Annotated in this window: 13 protein-coding genes; 10 read left to right on the plus strand and 3 right to left on the minus strand. The window is 67.3% G+C overall.

Going from position 1 to position 15,732, the window contains the following annotated elements; genetic code table 11:
* The first annotated feature begins 456 nt into the window (after positions 1–456).
* A complete protein-coding gene (locus AC0WR5_RS06560; RefSeq protein ID WP_475868912.1) occupies positions 457–2,904 on the plus strand; it encodes an ATP-dependent helicase in 2,448 nt (815 codons plus the stop codon).
* A gap of 3 nt (positions 2,905–2,907) precedes the next feature.
* Here AC0WR5_RS06560 and AC0WR5_RS06565 read toward each other — a convergent pair whose 3' ends face one another.
* Positions 2,908–3,228 (minus strand): hypothetical protein, encoded by a 321-nt coding sequence (locus tag AC0WR5_RS06565; RefSeq protein ID WP_475867749.1) that lies wholly within the window; start codon positions 3,226–3,228, stop codon positions 2,908–2,910.
* 828 nt (positions 3,229–4,056) lie between these two features.
* Positions 4,057–4,281 carry a DUF1127 domain-containing protein gene (locus tag AC0WR5_RS06570; protein WP_475867750.1) on the minus strand — a complete coding sequence of 75 codons (225 nt, stop codon included), beginning with the start codon at positions 4,279–4,281 and terminating at the stop codon, positions 4,057–4,059.
* A gap of 336 nt (positions 4,282–4,617) precedes the next feature.
* Between AC0WR5_RS06570 and AC0WR5_RS06575 the strand changes: the two genes are divergently transcribed.
* The gene (locus AC0WR5_RS06575) at positions 4,618–5,730 is read left to right on the plus strand and encodes an Mrp/NBP35 family ATP-binding protein (RefSeq protein ID WP_475867751.1); all 1,113 of its coding nucleotides are present in this window, start codon (positions 4,618–4,620) and stop codon (positions 5,728–5,730) included.
* 153 nt (positions 5,731–5,883) lie between these two features.
* Here AC0WR5_RS06575 and AC0WR5_RS06580 read toward each other — a convergent pair whose 3' ends face one another.
* Complete coding sequence (locus AC0WR5_RS06580; protein WP_475867752.1) at positions 5,884–6,198, minus strand: cupin; 315 nt, start codon at positions 6,196–6,198, stop codon at positions 5,884–5,886.
* A 126-nt stretch (positions 6,199–6,324) separates the two neighbouring features.
* On the opposite strand from AC0WR5_RS06580, the gene AC0WR5_RS06585 reads away from it, so the two are divergent.
* The 8 genes from AC0WR5_RS06585 to mraY all read left to right on the plus strand — a co-directional run bounded on the left by AC0WR5_RS06585 (position 6,325) and on the right by mraY (position 15,564).
* Positions 6,325–6,750, plus strand: a complete 426-nt coding sequence (locus AC0WR5_RS06585; protein ID WP_475867753.1) for an Lrp/AsnC family transcriptional regulator — start codon at positions 6,325–6,327, stop codon at positions 6,748–6,750.
* Between the two features lie 985 nt (positions 6,751–7,735).
* A complete protein-coding gene (locus AC0WR5_RS06590) occupies positions 7,736–8,275 on the plus strand; it encodes a division/cell wall cluster transcriptional repressor MraZ (protein ID WP_475867754.1) in 540 nt (179 codons plus the stop codon).
* A gap of 3 nt (positions 8,276–8,278) precedes the next feature.
* Positions 8,279–9,298 (plus strand): 16S rRNA (cytosine(1402)-N(4))-methyltransferase RsmH, encoded by a 1,020-nt coding sequence (gene rsmH / locus AC0WR5_RS06595; RefSeq protein ID WP_475867755.1) that lies wholly within the window; start codon positions 8,279–8,281, stop codon positions 9,296–9,298.
* A complete protein-coding gene (ftsL, locus tag AC0WR5_RS06600; RefSeq protein ID WP_475867756.1) occupies positions 9,295–9,666 on the plus strand; it encodes a cell division protein FtsL in 372 nt (123 codons plus the stop codon). Before rsmH ends, ftsL begins: the two co-directional genes overlap by 4 nt.
* Positions 9,663–11,444 (plus strand): peptidoglycan D,D-transpeptidase FtsI family protein, encoded by a 1,782-nt coding sequence (locus tag AC0WR5_RS06605; RefSeq protein WP_475867757.1) that lies wholly within the window; start codon positions 9,663–9,665, stop codon positions 11,442–11,444. Before ftsL ends, AC0WR5_RS06605 begins: the two co-directional genes overlap by 4 nt.
* 66 nt (positions 11,445–11,510) lie before the next feature.
* On the plus strand, positions 11,511–13,031 hold the full coding sequence (locus AC0WR5_RS06610; RefSeq protein ID WP_475867758.1) for a UDP-N-acetylmuramoyl-L-alanyl-D-glutamate--2,6-diaminopimelate ligase: 1,521 nt from the start codon (positions 11,511–11,513) through the stop codon (positions 13,029–13,031).
* The gene (locus tag AC0WR5_RS06615; protein ID WP_475867759.1) at positions 13,028–14,455 is read left to right on the plus strand and encodes a UDP-N-acetylmuramoyl-tripeptide--D-alanyl-D-alanine ligase; all 1,428 of its coding nucleotides are present in this window, start codon (positions 13,028–13,030) and stop codon (positions 14,453–14,455) included. Before AC0WR5_RS06610 ends, AC0WR5_RS06615 begins: the two co-directional genes overlap by 4 nt.
* Before the next feature lie 26 nt (positions 14,456–14,481).
* Complete coding sequence (gene mraY, locus AC0WR5_RS06620; RefSeq protein WP_475867760.1) at positions 14,482–15,564, plus strand: phospho-N-acetylmuramoyl-pentapeptide-transferase; 1,083 nt, start codon at positions 14,482–14,484, stop codon at positions 15,562–15,564.
* Positions 15,565–15,732 lie beyond the last annotated feature (168 nt).

The raw sequence follows: 15,732 nt of genomic DNA on the forward strand, positions 1-15,732 counted from the left end.
CAAAACTTGCTAACGGGTATAAGGGTAATCATTATCTACCTGAATAATATATAAAAAAATGGATTTTTGCGGCGCCGCAGGCCGGCCGTCTGCATGCCGTGGCATCGAACGTAGCCCGGAGATTTTTCCAACTCGCCTCAAAATAATGTGCATCGTCAAGTAATTCCGGATGCAGTGGCATGGCGTTTCGCCTGGAGGCCCGCGCCCCGTGCTGCGCGTCTGCGTGCCTCGGGGCGGGCGGCGCCAGGTCCCCGGCTGGTCCCCGCCAGGTCGTCAAGGGCGACCCGGGGGCCCGGCACTTGGCCCCCGTCGCAGGGCCGAAGGGCGCGAGATGCGGGCAGGGCAGCAGGGAGGGAAGCGGGCAGGGAAGCGGCGCCAGGGGAATTTCTCCGCCGGAATGAACGAAGCGTGAACAGCCGGCTTCCCTCGGGGCGCCGAATGGCTTATCGTCGCGCCATGAGCAGCTATTCCGAAGATGACGCCTTCGAGGCGGCCGCCTCTGTCCCGTTGTCGCAACGGGCGATGGCGCACGCCCGCCCCGCAGCCCCCTACCTGGACGATCTGAATCCCGCACAGCGCGAGGCGGTCGAGGCCCTCGATGGCCCTGTCCTGATGCTGGCCGGCGCCGGCACCGGCAAGACCAAGGCGCTGACCGCGCGGATCGTGCACCTGCTGACCACGGGGCGCGCGCGGCCGAACGAGATCCTCTCGGTGACCTTCACCAACAAGGCCGCCCGCGAGATGAAGGAGCGGGTGGGCCGGATGCTGGGCGAACATGTCGAGGGCATGCCCTGGCTGGGCACCTTCCACTCGATCTGCGTCAAGCTGCTGCGCCGCCATGCCGAGCTGGTGGGGCTGAAATCGAATTTCACCATCCTCGATACCGACGATCAGCTGCGCCTGCTCAAGCAATTGATCCGCGCCAACAATATCGACGAGAAGCGCTGGCCGCCGCGGCAGCTCTCGGGGGTGATCGACAACTGGAAGAACCGCGCCTGGACCCCCGACAGGGTGCCCTCGGCCGAGGCGGCGCAGTTCAACAACCGCGGCACCGAGCTCTACGATCAGTACCAGCGCCGCCTGCGCGAGCTGAACGCGGTGGATTTCGGCGATCTGCTGCTGCACATGGTCACCATCTTCCAGACCCACGAGGACGTGCTGCACCAGTATCAGCGCTGGTTCCGTTACATCCTGGTGGACGAATACCAGGATACCAACGTCGCCCAGTACCTCTGGCTGCGGCTGCTGGCGGGCGGGCACAAGAACATCTGCTGCGTCGGCGACGACGACCAGTCGATCTATGGCTGGCGCGGCGCCGAGGTTGGCAACATCCTGCGGTTCGAAAAGGATTTTCCGGGCGCCAAGGTGGTGCGGCTGGAGCAGAACTACCGCTCCACCCCGCATATCCTGGCCGCCGCTTCGAACGTCATCGCCGGCAACGAGGGGCGCCTGGGCAAGGAGCTCTGGACCGAGGAGGAAGACGGCGAGAAGGTCCGCCTGATCGGCCATTGGGACGGCGAGGAAGAGGCGCGCTGGATCGGCGAGGAAATCGAGGCGCTGCAACGGGGCACCCGGCATCTGTCGCCCTGTTCCCTTGACGACATGGCGATTCTGGTGCGCGCCTCGCACCAGATGCGCGCCTTCGAGGACCGTTTCCTGACCATCGGCCTGCCCTACAAGGTGATCGGCGGGCCGCGCTTCTACGAGCGGCTCGAGATTCGCGATGCCATGGCCTATTTCCGGCTGGTGACCTCGCCCGCAGACGACCTGGCCTTCGAGCGCATCGTCAACACGCCCAAGCGCGGCCTGGGCGAAAAGGCCCTGCAGAAAATCCAGATGGCGGCGCGGGACAACCGCGTGACGCTGCTCGACGGCGCGCGGATCCTGCTGCAGGACAAGGGGCTGACCGGCAAGGGCGCGGCGCAGCTGGCACGGTTCGTCGAACAGATCGACCGCTGGCACGAGATCGCGCGCTGGCACGGGCTGAACCAGCCGGGCATCGACGAGGATGCCGTGGTACTCGACGATCTGCCGCAACCGCCCGAGGGGCTGGTGCGCCATGTGGAACTGGCCGAGCAGATCCTCGACGAGAGCGGCTACACCACCATGTGGCAGAACGACAAGACGCCCGAGGCGCCGGGGCGGCTGGAAAACCTCAAGGAACTGGTCAGCCAGCTCGAGAATTTCGACAACCTGCAGGGGTTCCTCGAGCACGTCAGCCTGATCATGGAGAACGAGAGCGAAACCTCCGAGGCGAAGGTCTCGATCATGACGCTGCACGCCGCCAAGGGGCTGGAATTCCCGGTGGTCTTCCTGCCGGGGTGGGAGGACGGGCTGTTTCCGTCACAGCGCAGCATGGACGAGAGCGGGCTGAAGGGCCTGGAGGAGGAGCGCCGCCTGGCCTACGTGGGCATCACCCGCGCCGAGGTGCTCTGCACGATCTCCTTTGCCGGCAACCGCCGGGTCTTCGGGCAATGGCAGAGCCAGCTGCCCTCGCGCTTCATCGACGAGCTGCCCGAGAGCCACGTCGAGGTACTGACGCCCCCGGGCCTCTATGGCGGCGGCTATGGCGCGGCGGCGGGCGGCTCGGTGCAATCGGGCATGACCTCAGGCATCGAGAGCCGCATGGCCGAGGCCAATGTCTACAATTCGCCCGGCTGGAAGCGCATGCAGGCCCGGGCCAGCCAGCGCCCGGTCAGCCAGCCGCGCGAGACCCGCGGCACCACGATCGACGCCACCGCGATCAGCTCGCATACCGTGGGCGAGCGGGTCTTTCACCAGAAGTTCGGCTATGGCGAGGTGATCGGCGTCGAGGGCGACAAGCTCGAGATCTCCTTCGAGAAGGCGGGCGTGAAGAAGGTGGTGGCGAAATTCGTCACATCGCCGGACGACGTGCCGTTCTGAGCGTCACGACCCGTCGCGGCCCGAGGCTTCGTCCAGCAGCCGCGTCAGCATCAGGGCCGCGCCGCCGATGATCAGCGAGCGGCCGATGGAATCGGTGACGTTCGAGGGCGCAAAGGCCTGAACGTTGTCACGCCCGGTCTGCGCCGCCCGCCGCCAGCGGCGCTTGCGCGGCAGATCCCCCATGCGCCGCGGCTCCGGCACATGGCCCAGCCGCGGCTTGGCCAGAAGCAGTGCGGCCCCCGCCGCCAGCATCCCGCCGGCATAGGCAAAGGGGGCGAGGCGTTCTTTCCTGTCGGGTGAAATCTGGGGTGTGCTGAAGCGCATGATCGGATCTCCTTTGCAGGACAAACCCGTCATGCCGCCGCAATGTTCCCGCCATTGTCGCCGACCGGAAAGGGGGCTCTGCCCCCGCCTCCCTGCGGGAGGCTCCCCCGGGATATTTCCCGCCAGATGAAAGAGCGCGGTGGTGCCCCCGTCATCTGGCCGGAAATATCCCGGGGTGAGTGGCGCCGCAGGCGCCAGAGGGGCAGGGCCCCTGCATCTCGATGTCCTGAAAACGAAAAAACGGCGGCGCCAGGGAGGAGGAGGGGCACCGCCGTTTCGTAGCACGATCACCCAGGGAGGAGGAGAGGGCGACCGGATCTGGGTCCAGACGCCGGCGATGCCAGGGAGGAGGAGAGGCATCGCCGGTCTGGGTATGACCGCTCAGGGAGGAGGAGAGAGCGGTGCATTGCGTTGGGGCTGGGCCCCGAATGGGTGTCCGGTGATGCCAGGGAGGAGGAGAGGCACCACCGGTCTGGTATGTCCGCTCAGGGAGGAGGAGAGAGCGGAGCATCTGTTGGAGCCTTGCGGCCCCGGAATGGGGTCCGGAGATGCCAGGGAGGAGGAGAGGCATCTCCGGGAAACACGATCACCCAGGGAGGAGGAGAGGGTGACCGATCTGTTTGCCAGTGTCCGGCAGTGCCAGGGAGGAGGAGAGGCACTGCCGGTCTTGGCATCACCGCCCAGGGAGGAGGAGAGGGCGGTGCATTCTGTTCGCGGAGCGTGACCCTGCTCCGGGGATAGGCGCGACGGTGCCAGGGAGGAGGAGAGGCACCGTCGCTAGTCTCAGTGGCCCAGGGAGGAGGAGAGGGCCGCTGATCCGTATCTGTTTCAGGCTGCCCGAGGGCCGTATGCCTGTTCGTATGCCACCGAGCGGATCATGGAGCGGTTCATACCGAGGTCTCCAAGTTCGCGATTGCTCAGCGACGACAATTCATTCACGCACTGACGGAACACCTGGTGACGGGCGTAACGCTCTGCAAGGTTACCAAACACTTTCTTGAAGACGCCGCCCTCGGGGGCCTTGCCTGCGTACAGTTCGGTGACCGTTGCCATCGTCTCGACCTTTCAACCTGGTGCCGTAACCGCCGGCGCCTGAACTCTTATCCAATTTCGTTAGCGTCGGACGTTAGCGTTATCTGTTAGCGCTGCACGTCCGCTGCTGTTGACCCCAATCTACCGTTTTGCTGCGTGTGCACAATGGCCGGTTCTTCAACGCTGCTATGCAGCAAGTGCATAAGCACCTTTGACCTACTGTTAAGACCTTCATGCCGTGGCGTTTATTTGCAGGCAAACATTCCCTGTAGGTAGGAAAAACAGGGTTTTCCGGTCCCCGATCTTGCTGTTGCCTGTAAAATGCGCACCTATGCGGCAGGACTTAAGGAGAATGCCGTGACCGTTACCCGTGACCAGATTCTGCAAGAGCTGAACCGACTCACCCTGCCCGACGGGGGTACTCTGGTCTCGCGCGACATGGTGCGGGCCCTGGGAATCGACGGCGGGACCGTGCGTTTCGTCATCGAGGCCCCGGATCCCGACACCGCGCGCAAGATGGAGGCCATCCGCGAGGCGGCCGAGGAGCTGGTGGCCGAGCTGCCGGACGTCAGCAAGGTAAGCGCGGTGCTGACCGCGCACAGCGGCGGCGGGCAATCGGCCCCCCCGCGCGCGGCGCAGCATGGCGCCCCGGCCGGCGGCGAGGCGCCCAGCCTGAAGATCGGCGGCCATCCCAAGCCGCAGACAGCGCCGCTGAAGCCTGCGGGCGTCAAGAGCATCATCGCCGTCGGCTCTGGCAAGGGCGGCGTGGGCAAATCCACCGTCTCGTCGAACCTGGCGGTGGCCCTGGCGCGGCAGGGCCGGCGCGTGGGCCTGCTCGACGCCGATATCTACGGCCCCTCCATCCCGCGGATGATGGGCAGCACGAAACGCGCCGCCTCGCCCGACGGCAAGCGGATCGACCCGCTGACCGCCCACGGCGTCACGATGATGTCGATCGGCTCGATGCTCGACGAGGGCAAGGCCGTGGTCTGGCGCGGGCCGATGCTGATGGGCGCGCTGCAACAGCTTCTCGGTCAGGTGAACTGGGGCGAGCTCGACGTGCTGATCGTCGACCTGCCGCCGGGCACCGGCGACGTCCAGCTGACGCTGTGCCAGCGCGCCGCGATCGACGGGGCGCTCATCGTCTCCACCCCGCAGGACGTGGCGCTGCTCGATGCGCGCAAGGCCATCGACATGTTCCAGACGCTGAAGACGCCGATCCTGGGCATGGTCGAGAACATGGCCAGCTTCATCTGCCCGAACTGCGGCCACGAGAGCCACCCCTTCGGCGAGGGCGGCGTGGCCAGGGAGGCAGAGAAGATCGGCGCACCGCTGCTGGGCAGCCTGCCGCTGGATCTTGCCACCCGGCTGGCGGGGGACGAGGGCGCCCCCATTGCCACGGGCGAAGGCAAGCAGGCCGAGGCCTTTGCCGACCTGGCGCGCAGGCTGGTCGACATGGGCGTCGCCTGATCCAGCGGCCCGGGCCGCACCGGGCCGCACCGCGCCGGTCCAGGCCGCACCGGGCAGCGCTGTTCGCGACATGTATATAGAGAGAGAGGGGCGGGCCGGCATATAGAGAGGGGCGGGCCGGCATCCATCGGGCCGCCCCTCTCGCGTTCCGGCTCAGACGCTGCCTTCGGTCTCGATCACCAGAACCCGCGCCGCGCCCTGCGGGTGGGCCACGTGTTCGTCGCCGGTCGCGGCATGAAAGATGTCGCCGGGCTGCAGCCGGTGCACGGCCTCGACGCCGGCCTGGCGCACGTGCATGTCCACGGTGCCGTCGAGCACCACGAAGACCTCGGGGCCGTCGTTGACATGCCAGCGGTAAGGCGCGTCGGTCCAGTGCAGGCGCACGGTGGTGGCGCCGTCGAAGCGTTCGATGGGCATGGCATCCCAGGCCTGCTCTCCGGTAAAGTCGCGGGGGGTGATCGTCTGCATCGGGGTCTCCTTCTTCTCGTGCGGCATCATCCGCCAGCGCCCGCCCGCCGTCACCTTGCGCTTCGCCGCAAGATGGTTGCGAAACGCCAGAACCCGCCGGCCGAGAGGCCCGCACAGGAGCAGACCATGGAACTCGACCGCACGAACCTTCGCATCCTGGCCCTGTTGCAGGCCGATGCCCGCATGGGGGCCACTGCCATCGGGCGCCAGATCGGCCTGTCGCGTCCGGCGGTGCAGGGGCGGATCGCGGCAATGGAGGCGGCGGGGGTCATTCGCGGCTATCATGCCGAGATCGCGGGTGGCGGCGGGCCGGTGCAGGCGGTGCTCTTCGTGCGCATCGCCGAGCGGCCCTGCGACCCGGCGCTCGACTGGCTGCGGCGGCAGGCGGGGGTGACCTCGGTCGCCTCGCTGACCGGCGAGGTCGATGCCCTGGTCTCGGTCGCCCTGCCGGACATGGCCGCGCTCTCCGAGCTCAACGACCGTGTCGCGGCCTCGCCCCTGATCGAGAGCGCCCGCAGCAGCGTGGTGCTGCGGCGCCTCGGCCGCGAATAGCTGCGATGGGACGGCATGGGCCGCGGGGCTCTTCGCCCGTGGGATCCCATGGGCCGTGGCGTGGTTTCACGGGGGCAGGGGGCCGGTGCCGGCTCATCCCATGGACGGTGCCGGCGTTCACCGTAGCTCACCGCCGCGTGAGGGCGGATCCCGTGGGAAACCATGGGCGCGGCCATGGGGCGGCACGGTCCGGGCCGGTCACGCCGCCGTGGCTTTCGGCGATTATTGGGGGAAACCTGCAATTTTCGGCCATTTCACCCGGCTTCCGCGAAAGAAATCCGCGATTTCGCGTCAAAAGGGCCCGCTCGGCGCCGCCCATGGGACGGCATGGGTTTTGCCCCGCATCTTGCCGGATATCCGGCGGTGCAGCTGGTTCGTGATCCGAATCACACGGCCGTGACGGCAGGGAACCGGCGGGATTATGGTAAGAAATGCAGGCGAAAGGGGCGGAAAAGGGCCGCCTGGGCCCCGGATCTTCTCGGGTGCGTGAAAAAAAGTCGAACTATGGGAAATCTGCACAGTCAGCAGTTCTGCCACAAAATCTGGTGGGCCTTCCCTATGGGTCAACTAATTGAGCCATGCAGAGGGGCATTGCGGCCCCAAGATGTTGTTCGGGGAAGGGTGCGGGTTCAAGATCTTCCCATGATTTCCCACAGAAACCATTTGCAAACCATACAGTCCCATGGCATCCATAGTTACACCAGATGAGACGGGAAATGAAGAGGCGCTAGACCTCGATAAAACTTCCCAGGCAGTGAGTAGTACAGGCACCCGCTTTCATCGACCAAAAGAGATCCGGCGCGCGGGGCGAGCAGACATCCCCCCAGGTGGCCGCGCGCAGTCGGACATACCCCGGAGACGGGACGAGGGCGGCGGATAGGGCAGTGGCAGCAGCTCCTATCCGCCGTTTTCCGTTTCAGGGTGGTCAAAACGGCGCGTCACGTCAAGTGACGCGGCCCCGGGACAGGACAGGGACAGAAGAACCTTGGCAGACAAGAGGTTCACAGGCGAAGAGGAGTTCAAGGTGGACTCGAAGGGCAGGGTGTCCATCCCCGCCCGGTTTCGTGCTGTCCTCGAGGACCAGGATCCCGAATGGTCCGAGGGCAAGCCCGCCCGTATGCATATCGTCTACGGCAACCACCTGAACGGCTACGTCGAGTGCTACTCCGCGGCCGCCATGTCGGAAAAGATCGAGATGATCCTGCGCCTGCCCCAGGCCGACAAGAAGACCAAGATCATGCGCCGCTGGTTCATGACCCAGTCGCTGGATTTCTTCATCGACGACACCGGCCGCATCGTGCTGCCGGCCAAGGTGCGCGACAAGATCAATGTGGCCGCGGGCGAGACGGCAATGTTCGCCGGCATCGGCAAGACCTTCCAGATCTGGAACCCCGAGGCCTACAACGAGATGATCGCCGAGGAAGAGGCCGAGTTCTTCGACGACGAGGACGAGGTCGATTTCGACCCCGACGCGATCTTCGACACCCTGCGCGAGGCGCCCGCCGCCCCCCTCGGGGAGGGCTAGGGCATGGCCGGCGGACTTCCCTCCAACGATGCTCCGCACGTCCCCGTCCTGCTGCGCCCGCTCCTGGCGGCCGTGGCGCCGGTCACGGGCGTCTGGGCGGATGGCACCTTCGGGGCCGGCGGCTATACCCGCGGGCTGCTCGATGCGGGCGCGACCCGCGTCATCGGCATCGACCAGGATCCCATGGCGATCGAGATGGCCCGTCCCTGGGCCGGCCGCTTCGGCAGCCGCCTGAAGATCGTCCAGGACAATTTCGCCAATCTCGACAAGATCGCCGAAGAGGTGAACCACGGTCCCCTCGACGGCATCGTGCTCGATCTCGGTGTCAGCTCGATGCAGCTCGACATGGCCGAGCGCGGCTTTTCCTTCATGCGCGACGGGCCGCTCGACATGCGGATGAGCCAGCAGGGCACCTCTGCCGCCGACCTGGTGAACACCCTGCCCGAGGGCGAGCTGGCCGACCTGATCTATCTCTACGGCGAGGAGCGCGCCTCGCGCCGCATCGCCAAGGCCATCGTGCGCGAGCGCGACGCCGATCCGATCACCACCACCGGGCGGCTGGCCTCGATCGTCGAGCATTGCCTGCCCCGCGCCAAGCCGAACCAGAGCCACCCCGCCACCCGCACCTTCCAGGGGCTGCGCATCGCGGTGAACGACGAATACGGCGCCCTGGCCCAGGGGCTGATGGCCGCCGAACGGGCGCTGAAGCCCGGCGGCGCGCTCGCCGTGGTCACCTTCCATTCGATCGAGGACCGGATGGTGAAGCGCTTCTTCCAGCTGCGCACCGGCCATTCCGGCAACACCAACCGCTACGCCCCCGTGCAAGAGGCCGAGGCGGCCGCCTTTACCCAGAAGACCAAGAAGGGCATCGGCCCGGATGATCAGGAGCTGTCCGAGAACCCGCGCTCGCGCTCGGCGCGCCTGCGGGTGGGCTTCCGCACCGACACGCCGCCCGAGGAGGTCGACCGCGTGGCCCTCGGCATGCCTGGCGCATCGGTTGAGAAGAAGGGGAAAAGACGTTGAAAACACTGCTTTATGTCCTCAGCGCCATTGCCGTGATCGGCCTCGCCTTCTGGGCCTACCAGGAAAACTACGAGACGCAGTCGGCGCTGAACCGCGCCGAGGACCTGCAGGATGACATCGCCGATGCGCGGGCGCGGCTCGCCATGCTGCGCGCCGAATGGGCCTATCTCAACCGCCCCGACCGGCTGCGCGCGCTGGCCGAGATCAACTTCACTGATCTCAAGCTGCAGCCCATCGACCCGATGCAGTTCGGCCGTGTCGACCAGGTGCCCTATCCCGCGCCGACGCTCGATCCCTCTTCGGCCACGGGCGCCTCGCTCGCCGGCCAGCTCGTGATGAACACGCTCTCCACGGAGGCCGGCCAGTGAAACGGATCCCCCTGCGTCCGCTTGCCCGCGTTCTCGAAGCCCGCGAAAAGGGCGAGAACCCCGACGTCATAGAACGCGAGAACATCCGCATCCGCCACGAGGAGATGCGCGACAAGTCCAAGCGCCGCGCCGAGGGTCGGATGCTGGTCATGGGCGTGGTCTTTCTCTGCGCCTTCGGGGCTGTCGGCTTTCGCATGGGCAACATGGCCAGCTCGGCCGCAGAGGAGCCGCGCGCGGCCTCGCGCGGCGCGAACGTGGCCGCGCAGCGCGCCGACATCGTCGACCGCGAGGGCCGCATCCTGGCCACCAACATGGAGACCTACTCGCTCTATGCCCATCCGCAGCAGATGATCGACCCGGCCTATGTGGCCAAGGAGCTGGCGCGGATCTTCCCCGAGCTCGACGAACAGGCTCTGCTGCGCCGTTTCACCGGCAACACGAAATTCTACTGGATCCGCCGCACCCTCTCGCCCGAGCAGCGCCAGGCGGTGCACGACATCGGCGATCCCGGCCTGCTCTTCGGGCCGCGCGACATGCGCCTCTATCCGAACGGGCCGATTGCCGCGCATATCCTGGGCGGCTCCTCCTATGGCACCGAGGGCGTCTCCTGGGCCGAGATCAAGGGCACCGCGGGGATCGAATATTCCTTCGACAAGGAGCTGACCGATCCCGCCAATGCCGGTCGCCCGCTGCAGCTCTCCATCGATCTCTCCGTGCAGGCGGCACTGGAACAGGTTCTCGACGGCGGCATGAAGCTGATGCACGCCAAGGGCGCCGCCGCCGTGCTGATGGACGTGCACACCGGCGAGATCATCTCCATGGCCTCGCTGCCCGATTTCGACCCCAACGACCGGCCGCACCTGCCCACCTCGGGCCATCCCGGCGACAGCCCGCTCTTCGACCGCGCGGTGCAGGGCGTCTACGAGCTCGGCTCGGTCTTCAAGATCTTCACCATTTCCGATGCGATCGAGCTCGGCCTCGTCAAGCCGGACACCGTCATCGACATCCGCGGGCCGATCCGCTGGGGCCGGTTCCGCATCAACGACGATCACTACATCGGCAAGGAGGCCCCTGTCTCCGAGATCCTGATCGAGAGTTCCAACATCGGCACCGCGCGCATCGCCCAGATGCTTGGGGGCGAGCGCCAGCAGGCCTTCCTGCGCAAGCTGGGCCTGATGGACCCCTCGCCGATCGAGCTGGCCGAGGCTGCCGGCACCAAGCCCAGCATCCAGTCGAACTGGTCGGACCTGACCACGATGACCGTGTCCTACGGGCACGGGATGGGCGTCAGCCCGGTGATGCTGGCCTCGGCCTATGCCTCGGTGGTGAACGGCGGCACGCTGATCCGGCCGACGCTGCTCAAGACCGACGAGGTGCAGCACGGCGAGCGCGTTCTCTCCGAGCGGACCTCGGCGATTGCCCGCTCGCTGCTGCGTCATGTCGTGACCGAGGGCACCGCCTCCTTCGGCGACGTGCCGGGCTATGACGTGGGCGGCAAGACCGGCTCCGCCAACAAGCTCAAGCCCACGGGCGGCTATTACGAGGACAAGACGATCTCCACCTTCGCCTCGATCTTCCCGGCGTCGGATCCCAAGTACACGCTGATCGTCACCCTCGACGAGCCCGAGACCTACATCTACGGGCAGAACCGCCGTACCGCCGGCTGGACCACCGTGCCCGTGACCGCAGAGATCATCCGCCGCATCGGGCCGCTCCTGGGGCTCAGACCCTCCGTTGAACCGGCCGACACGGATGCTATAACGCTGTCATCGAACTAGGCGGGCGGCGAATGCGGACCCGTCCGTGATCAGGGTTCACGACAGGGTTTCCGGAAAGGCGAGGGAATGGCGGATCGAGACGGCAGCGGCGGCGCATCGGATGGCCGGCACAGGGCCAGGTCGCTGGCCCAGCTGGGGCTGACGGCCCGCGGCGGGCGCGAGGTGCAGGTGACGGGTCTTGCCGTCGACAACCGCGACGTCAGGCCCGGCTACCTCTTTGCCGCGATGCCGGGCACCCGCGTGCACGGCGCCGAATACATCCCCGCCGCGCTGGAGGCCGGTGCCATGGCGGTGCTGACCGATTCCACCGGCGCGCGGATCGGCGCCGAGGCGCTCGCCGCCTCCGAGGCCGCGCTGATCATCGCCGAGGACCCGCGCGAAGCCCTGGCCGGCACGGCCTCGCTCTGGTTCGGGGCCCAGCCCCGGGTCATGGCCGCCGTCACCGGCACCAACGGCAAGACCTCCGTCGCCACCTTCCTGCGCCAGATCTGGCAGGCGCTCGGCCGCAAGGCGATGAACCTGGGCACCACCGGGGTGGAGGGTGATTTCACCCATCCGCTGGCCCATACCACGCCCGAGCCGATCACCCTGCATCGCCTGCTGGCCGAGGCGGCCGAGGCCGGCGTCACCCATTGCGCCATGGAGGCCTCCTCGCACGGGCTGTCGCAGCGGCGGCTCGACGGGGTGATGCTGCAGGTCGGCGGCTTTACCAACCTGACCCAGGATCATCTGGATTATCACGCCTCCTTCGAGGAATATTTCAACGCCAAGTCCGGCCTCTTCACCCGCGTTCTGCCCCCCGAGGGCCACGCCGTGGTGAACCTCGACGGCGCCCGTGGCCCGGACATGGCCGACGTGGCCGAGGCCCGCGGCCTCGACGTGATGACCGTCGGCATGCACAGCGACGCCGAGATGCACATCCTCGCCCGCCGTTTCACCCCGGAGGGGCAGGTGCTGCGGGTGGCCTTCAACGAACAGGAATACCAGGTCAGCCTGGGCCTGATCGGCGGTTTCCAGGCCGAGAACGTGCTGCTCGCCGCCGGCATGGCGCTGCTCTCGGGCGAGACCCCCGATGACGTCTTCGGCGTGCTGCCGCATCTGACCGGCGTGCGCGGGCGGATGCAGCTCGCCGCGACCCGGGTGAACGGCGCGGCGGTCTTCGTTGACTATGCCCATACCCCCGATGCCGTCTCCACCGCGCTCAGGGCGCTGCGCCCCCATGTCATGGGCCGCATCATCGCCATCGTCGGCGCCGGCGGCGACCGCGACCGCACCAAGCGCCCGCTGATGGGCGAGGCCGCGGCGGAAAATGCCGACCTCGTCTTCGTCACCGACGACAACCCCCGCAGCGAGGATCCCGCCGACATCCGTCAGGCGGTGATGCTGGGCTGTCCGCTCGCCACCGAGATCGCCGACCGCGCCGAGGCGATCCTGCGCGCCGTCGATGCCCTCGGGCCGGGCGACGCGCTGATGATCTGCGGCAAGGGCCACGAGACCGGCCAGATCGTCGGCGACACGATCTATCCCTTCGACGATGCCGAACAGGCGAGCGTGGCCGTGGCCGCCCTCGACGGGCGCCTCGCATGACGCTCTGGACCGCGGCAGAGGCCGCCCGGGCCACCGGCGGCCGCGCCACCACCGACTGGACCGTCTCCGGGGTTTCGATTGATACGCGTACCCTGCAGAAGGGCGACCTCTTCGTGGCGCTGAAGGCCGCGCGCGACGGCCATGACTTCGTGGCCCAGGCGCTCGAGGCGGGCGCCGGCGCCGCGCTCGTCACCCATGTGCCCGAAGGCGTGCCCGCGGATGCGCCGCTGCTGATCGTCGACGACGTGCTTGCGGGGCTCGAGGGGCTTGCCCGTGCCGCCCGCGCCCGGATGAAGGGGCGCGTGGTGGCGGTGACCGGCTCGGCCGGCAAGACCTCGACCAAGGAGATGCTGCGCGACGTGCTGGGCGCACAGCGCCGCACCCATGTGGCCGAGGCCAGCTACAACAACCACTGGGGCGTGCCGCTGACGCTCGCCCGCATGCCCGCCGACACGCAATGCGCGGTGATCGAGATCGGCATGAACCACCCCGGGGAAATCGCGCCCCTGGCCCGGCTCGCCCGGCCCCATGTGGCAATGATCACCACCATTGCCCCCGCGCACCTCGAGGCCTTCGAGAACATCGAGGGCATCGCCCGCGAGAAGGCCACGATCTTCGAGGGGCTGGAGCCGGGCGGCACCGCCGTGATCAACGGCGATGTCTCCACCGCGCCGCTGATGATCGGGGTGGCCCGCGCCCATGGCGCCCGGGTGCTGACCTTCGGCGAGGGCCGGGGCTGTCACCACCGGCTGCTCAAGGTCACCATGACCGACGATTGCCTGGTCTGCCATGCCCGCGCCTGGCGCAGCCCGATGACCTACAAGGTCGCCGCGGCGGGCCGCCATTTCGCGCTCAACGCGCTGGCGGTGCTGGCCGTGGCCCATGTGCTGCGCCTCGACCGGGCGCTGGCGCTGGCCGACATCGGCCGCTGGACGCCGCCGGCGGGCCGGGGCCTGCGCGAACGCCGGGTGCTCGACCCGCTGGAACGGGCGCTCTCCTTCGATTTGATCGACGATGCCTTCAACGCCAACCCGGCCTCGATGGCCGCGGCGCTCGACGTGCTCGCCGCCTCGCATCCCCGCGACAACCTCGGGCGGCATTCCCATGGCCGCAAGATCGCCATTCTCGGCGAGATGCTCGAGCTGGGCGAGGACGAGACGGAGATGCACCGCGCCCTGGCCGACCTGCCGGCGATGAAGGACATCGACATCGTCCATTGCGTCGGCGCGCGCATGCAGGTGCTTTATGATGCGCTGCCCGATCACCGGCGCGGACAGTTCCACAAGACGGCGGACAAGATCGTGGCCCAGGCGCCGCGGCTGGTCGACGCCGGCGATGTCGTGCTGATCAAGGGCTCCAAGGGGTCGAAAGTCTCGCTTGTCGTTGACGCCCTCAGAAAACTCAGCCATTCGGCCGACGATTAAGCGGCTGCAAAGGAAGGACTCACGAGATGTTGTACTGGCTTACCACCTTTTCGGATGGTGGCGACGTCTTCAACCTGTTCCGCTACATCACGTTCCGCGCGGGCGGGGCCTTCATGACGGCCCTGATCTTCGGCTTCCTCTTCGGACGGCCGCTGATCGACGTGCTGCGCCGCCACCAGGGCAAAGGCCAGCCGATCCGCGATGACGGCCCCGAGGGCCACCTTATGAAGGCCGGCACGCCCACCATGGGCGGGCTGCTGATCCTCTCGGCGCTGGTCACCTCGACGCTGCTCTGGGCGCGGCTCGACAACGGCTTCATCTGGATGGTGCTCTTCGTCACGCTGACCTACGGGCTGGTGGGCTTCTGGGACGATTACGCCAAGGTTTCCAAGCAGAACACCGCGGGCGTTCCGGGCAAGGTGCGCCTCGCCATCGGCTTCGGCATCGCCTTCATCGCCACGCTCTGGTCGATCTACCTGCACCCGGCCGATCAGCAGTTCACCCTGGCGCTGCCGCTCTTCAAGGACACGCTGATCAACCTCAGCTTCTTCTTCATCCCCTTCGCCATGTTCGTGATCGTGGGCGCCGCCAACTCGGTGAACCTCACCGACGGGCTCGACGGACTGGCGATCATGCCGGTGATGATCGCGGCCTCGACACTGGGCATCATCGCCTACCTGGTCGGCCGCGTCGACTTTGCCGATTACCTCGGCGTGCAATACGTGCCCGGCACCGGCGAGATCATCATCTTCGTCGCGGGCCTCGTGGGCGGTGGCCTGGGGTTCCTGTGGTACAACGCCCCGCCGGCCGCGGTCTTCATGGGCGATACCGGCTCGCTGGCCCTCGGCGGCGCCCTTGGCGCCATCGCGGTGGCCACCAAGCACGAGATCGTGCTGGGCATTGTCGGAGGCCTCTTCGTGGTCGAGGCGCTCTCGGTGATCATCCAGGTCGCCTACTTCAAGCGGACCGGCAAGCGGGTCTTCCTGATGGCGCCGATTCACCACCACTACGAGAAGAAGGGCTGGTCTGAGCCCCAGATCGTGATCCGCTTCTGGATCATCTCGATCATCCTGGCGGTCATCGGCCTCGCCACGCTGAAACTGCGCTGAGGCACCGCCGCGAAGGCGTCCGGCCCGCTTTTGAACGCCCGGCCACCGTGCCGGGCGTTCGTGCATCTGGAGGCCGGGGAGGGGGCTCTGCCCCCGTCTCCTGCGGAGCCTCCCCCGGGATATTTATGGCCAGATGACAGGGGAGGCCGCGCTCTTTCATCTGGCCGG

The sequence above is a fragment of the Pseudooceanicola sp. DL12 genome (assembly GCF_056270665.1).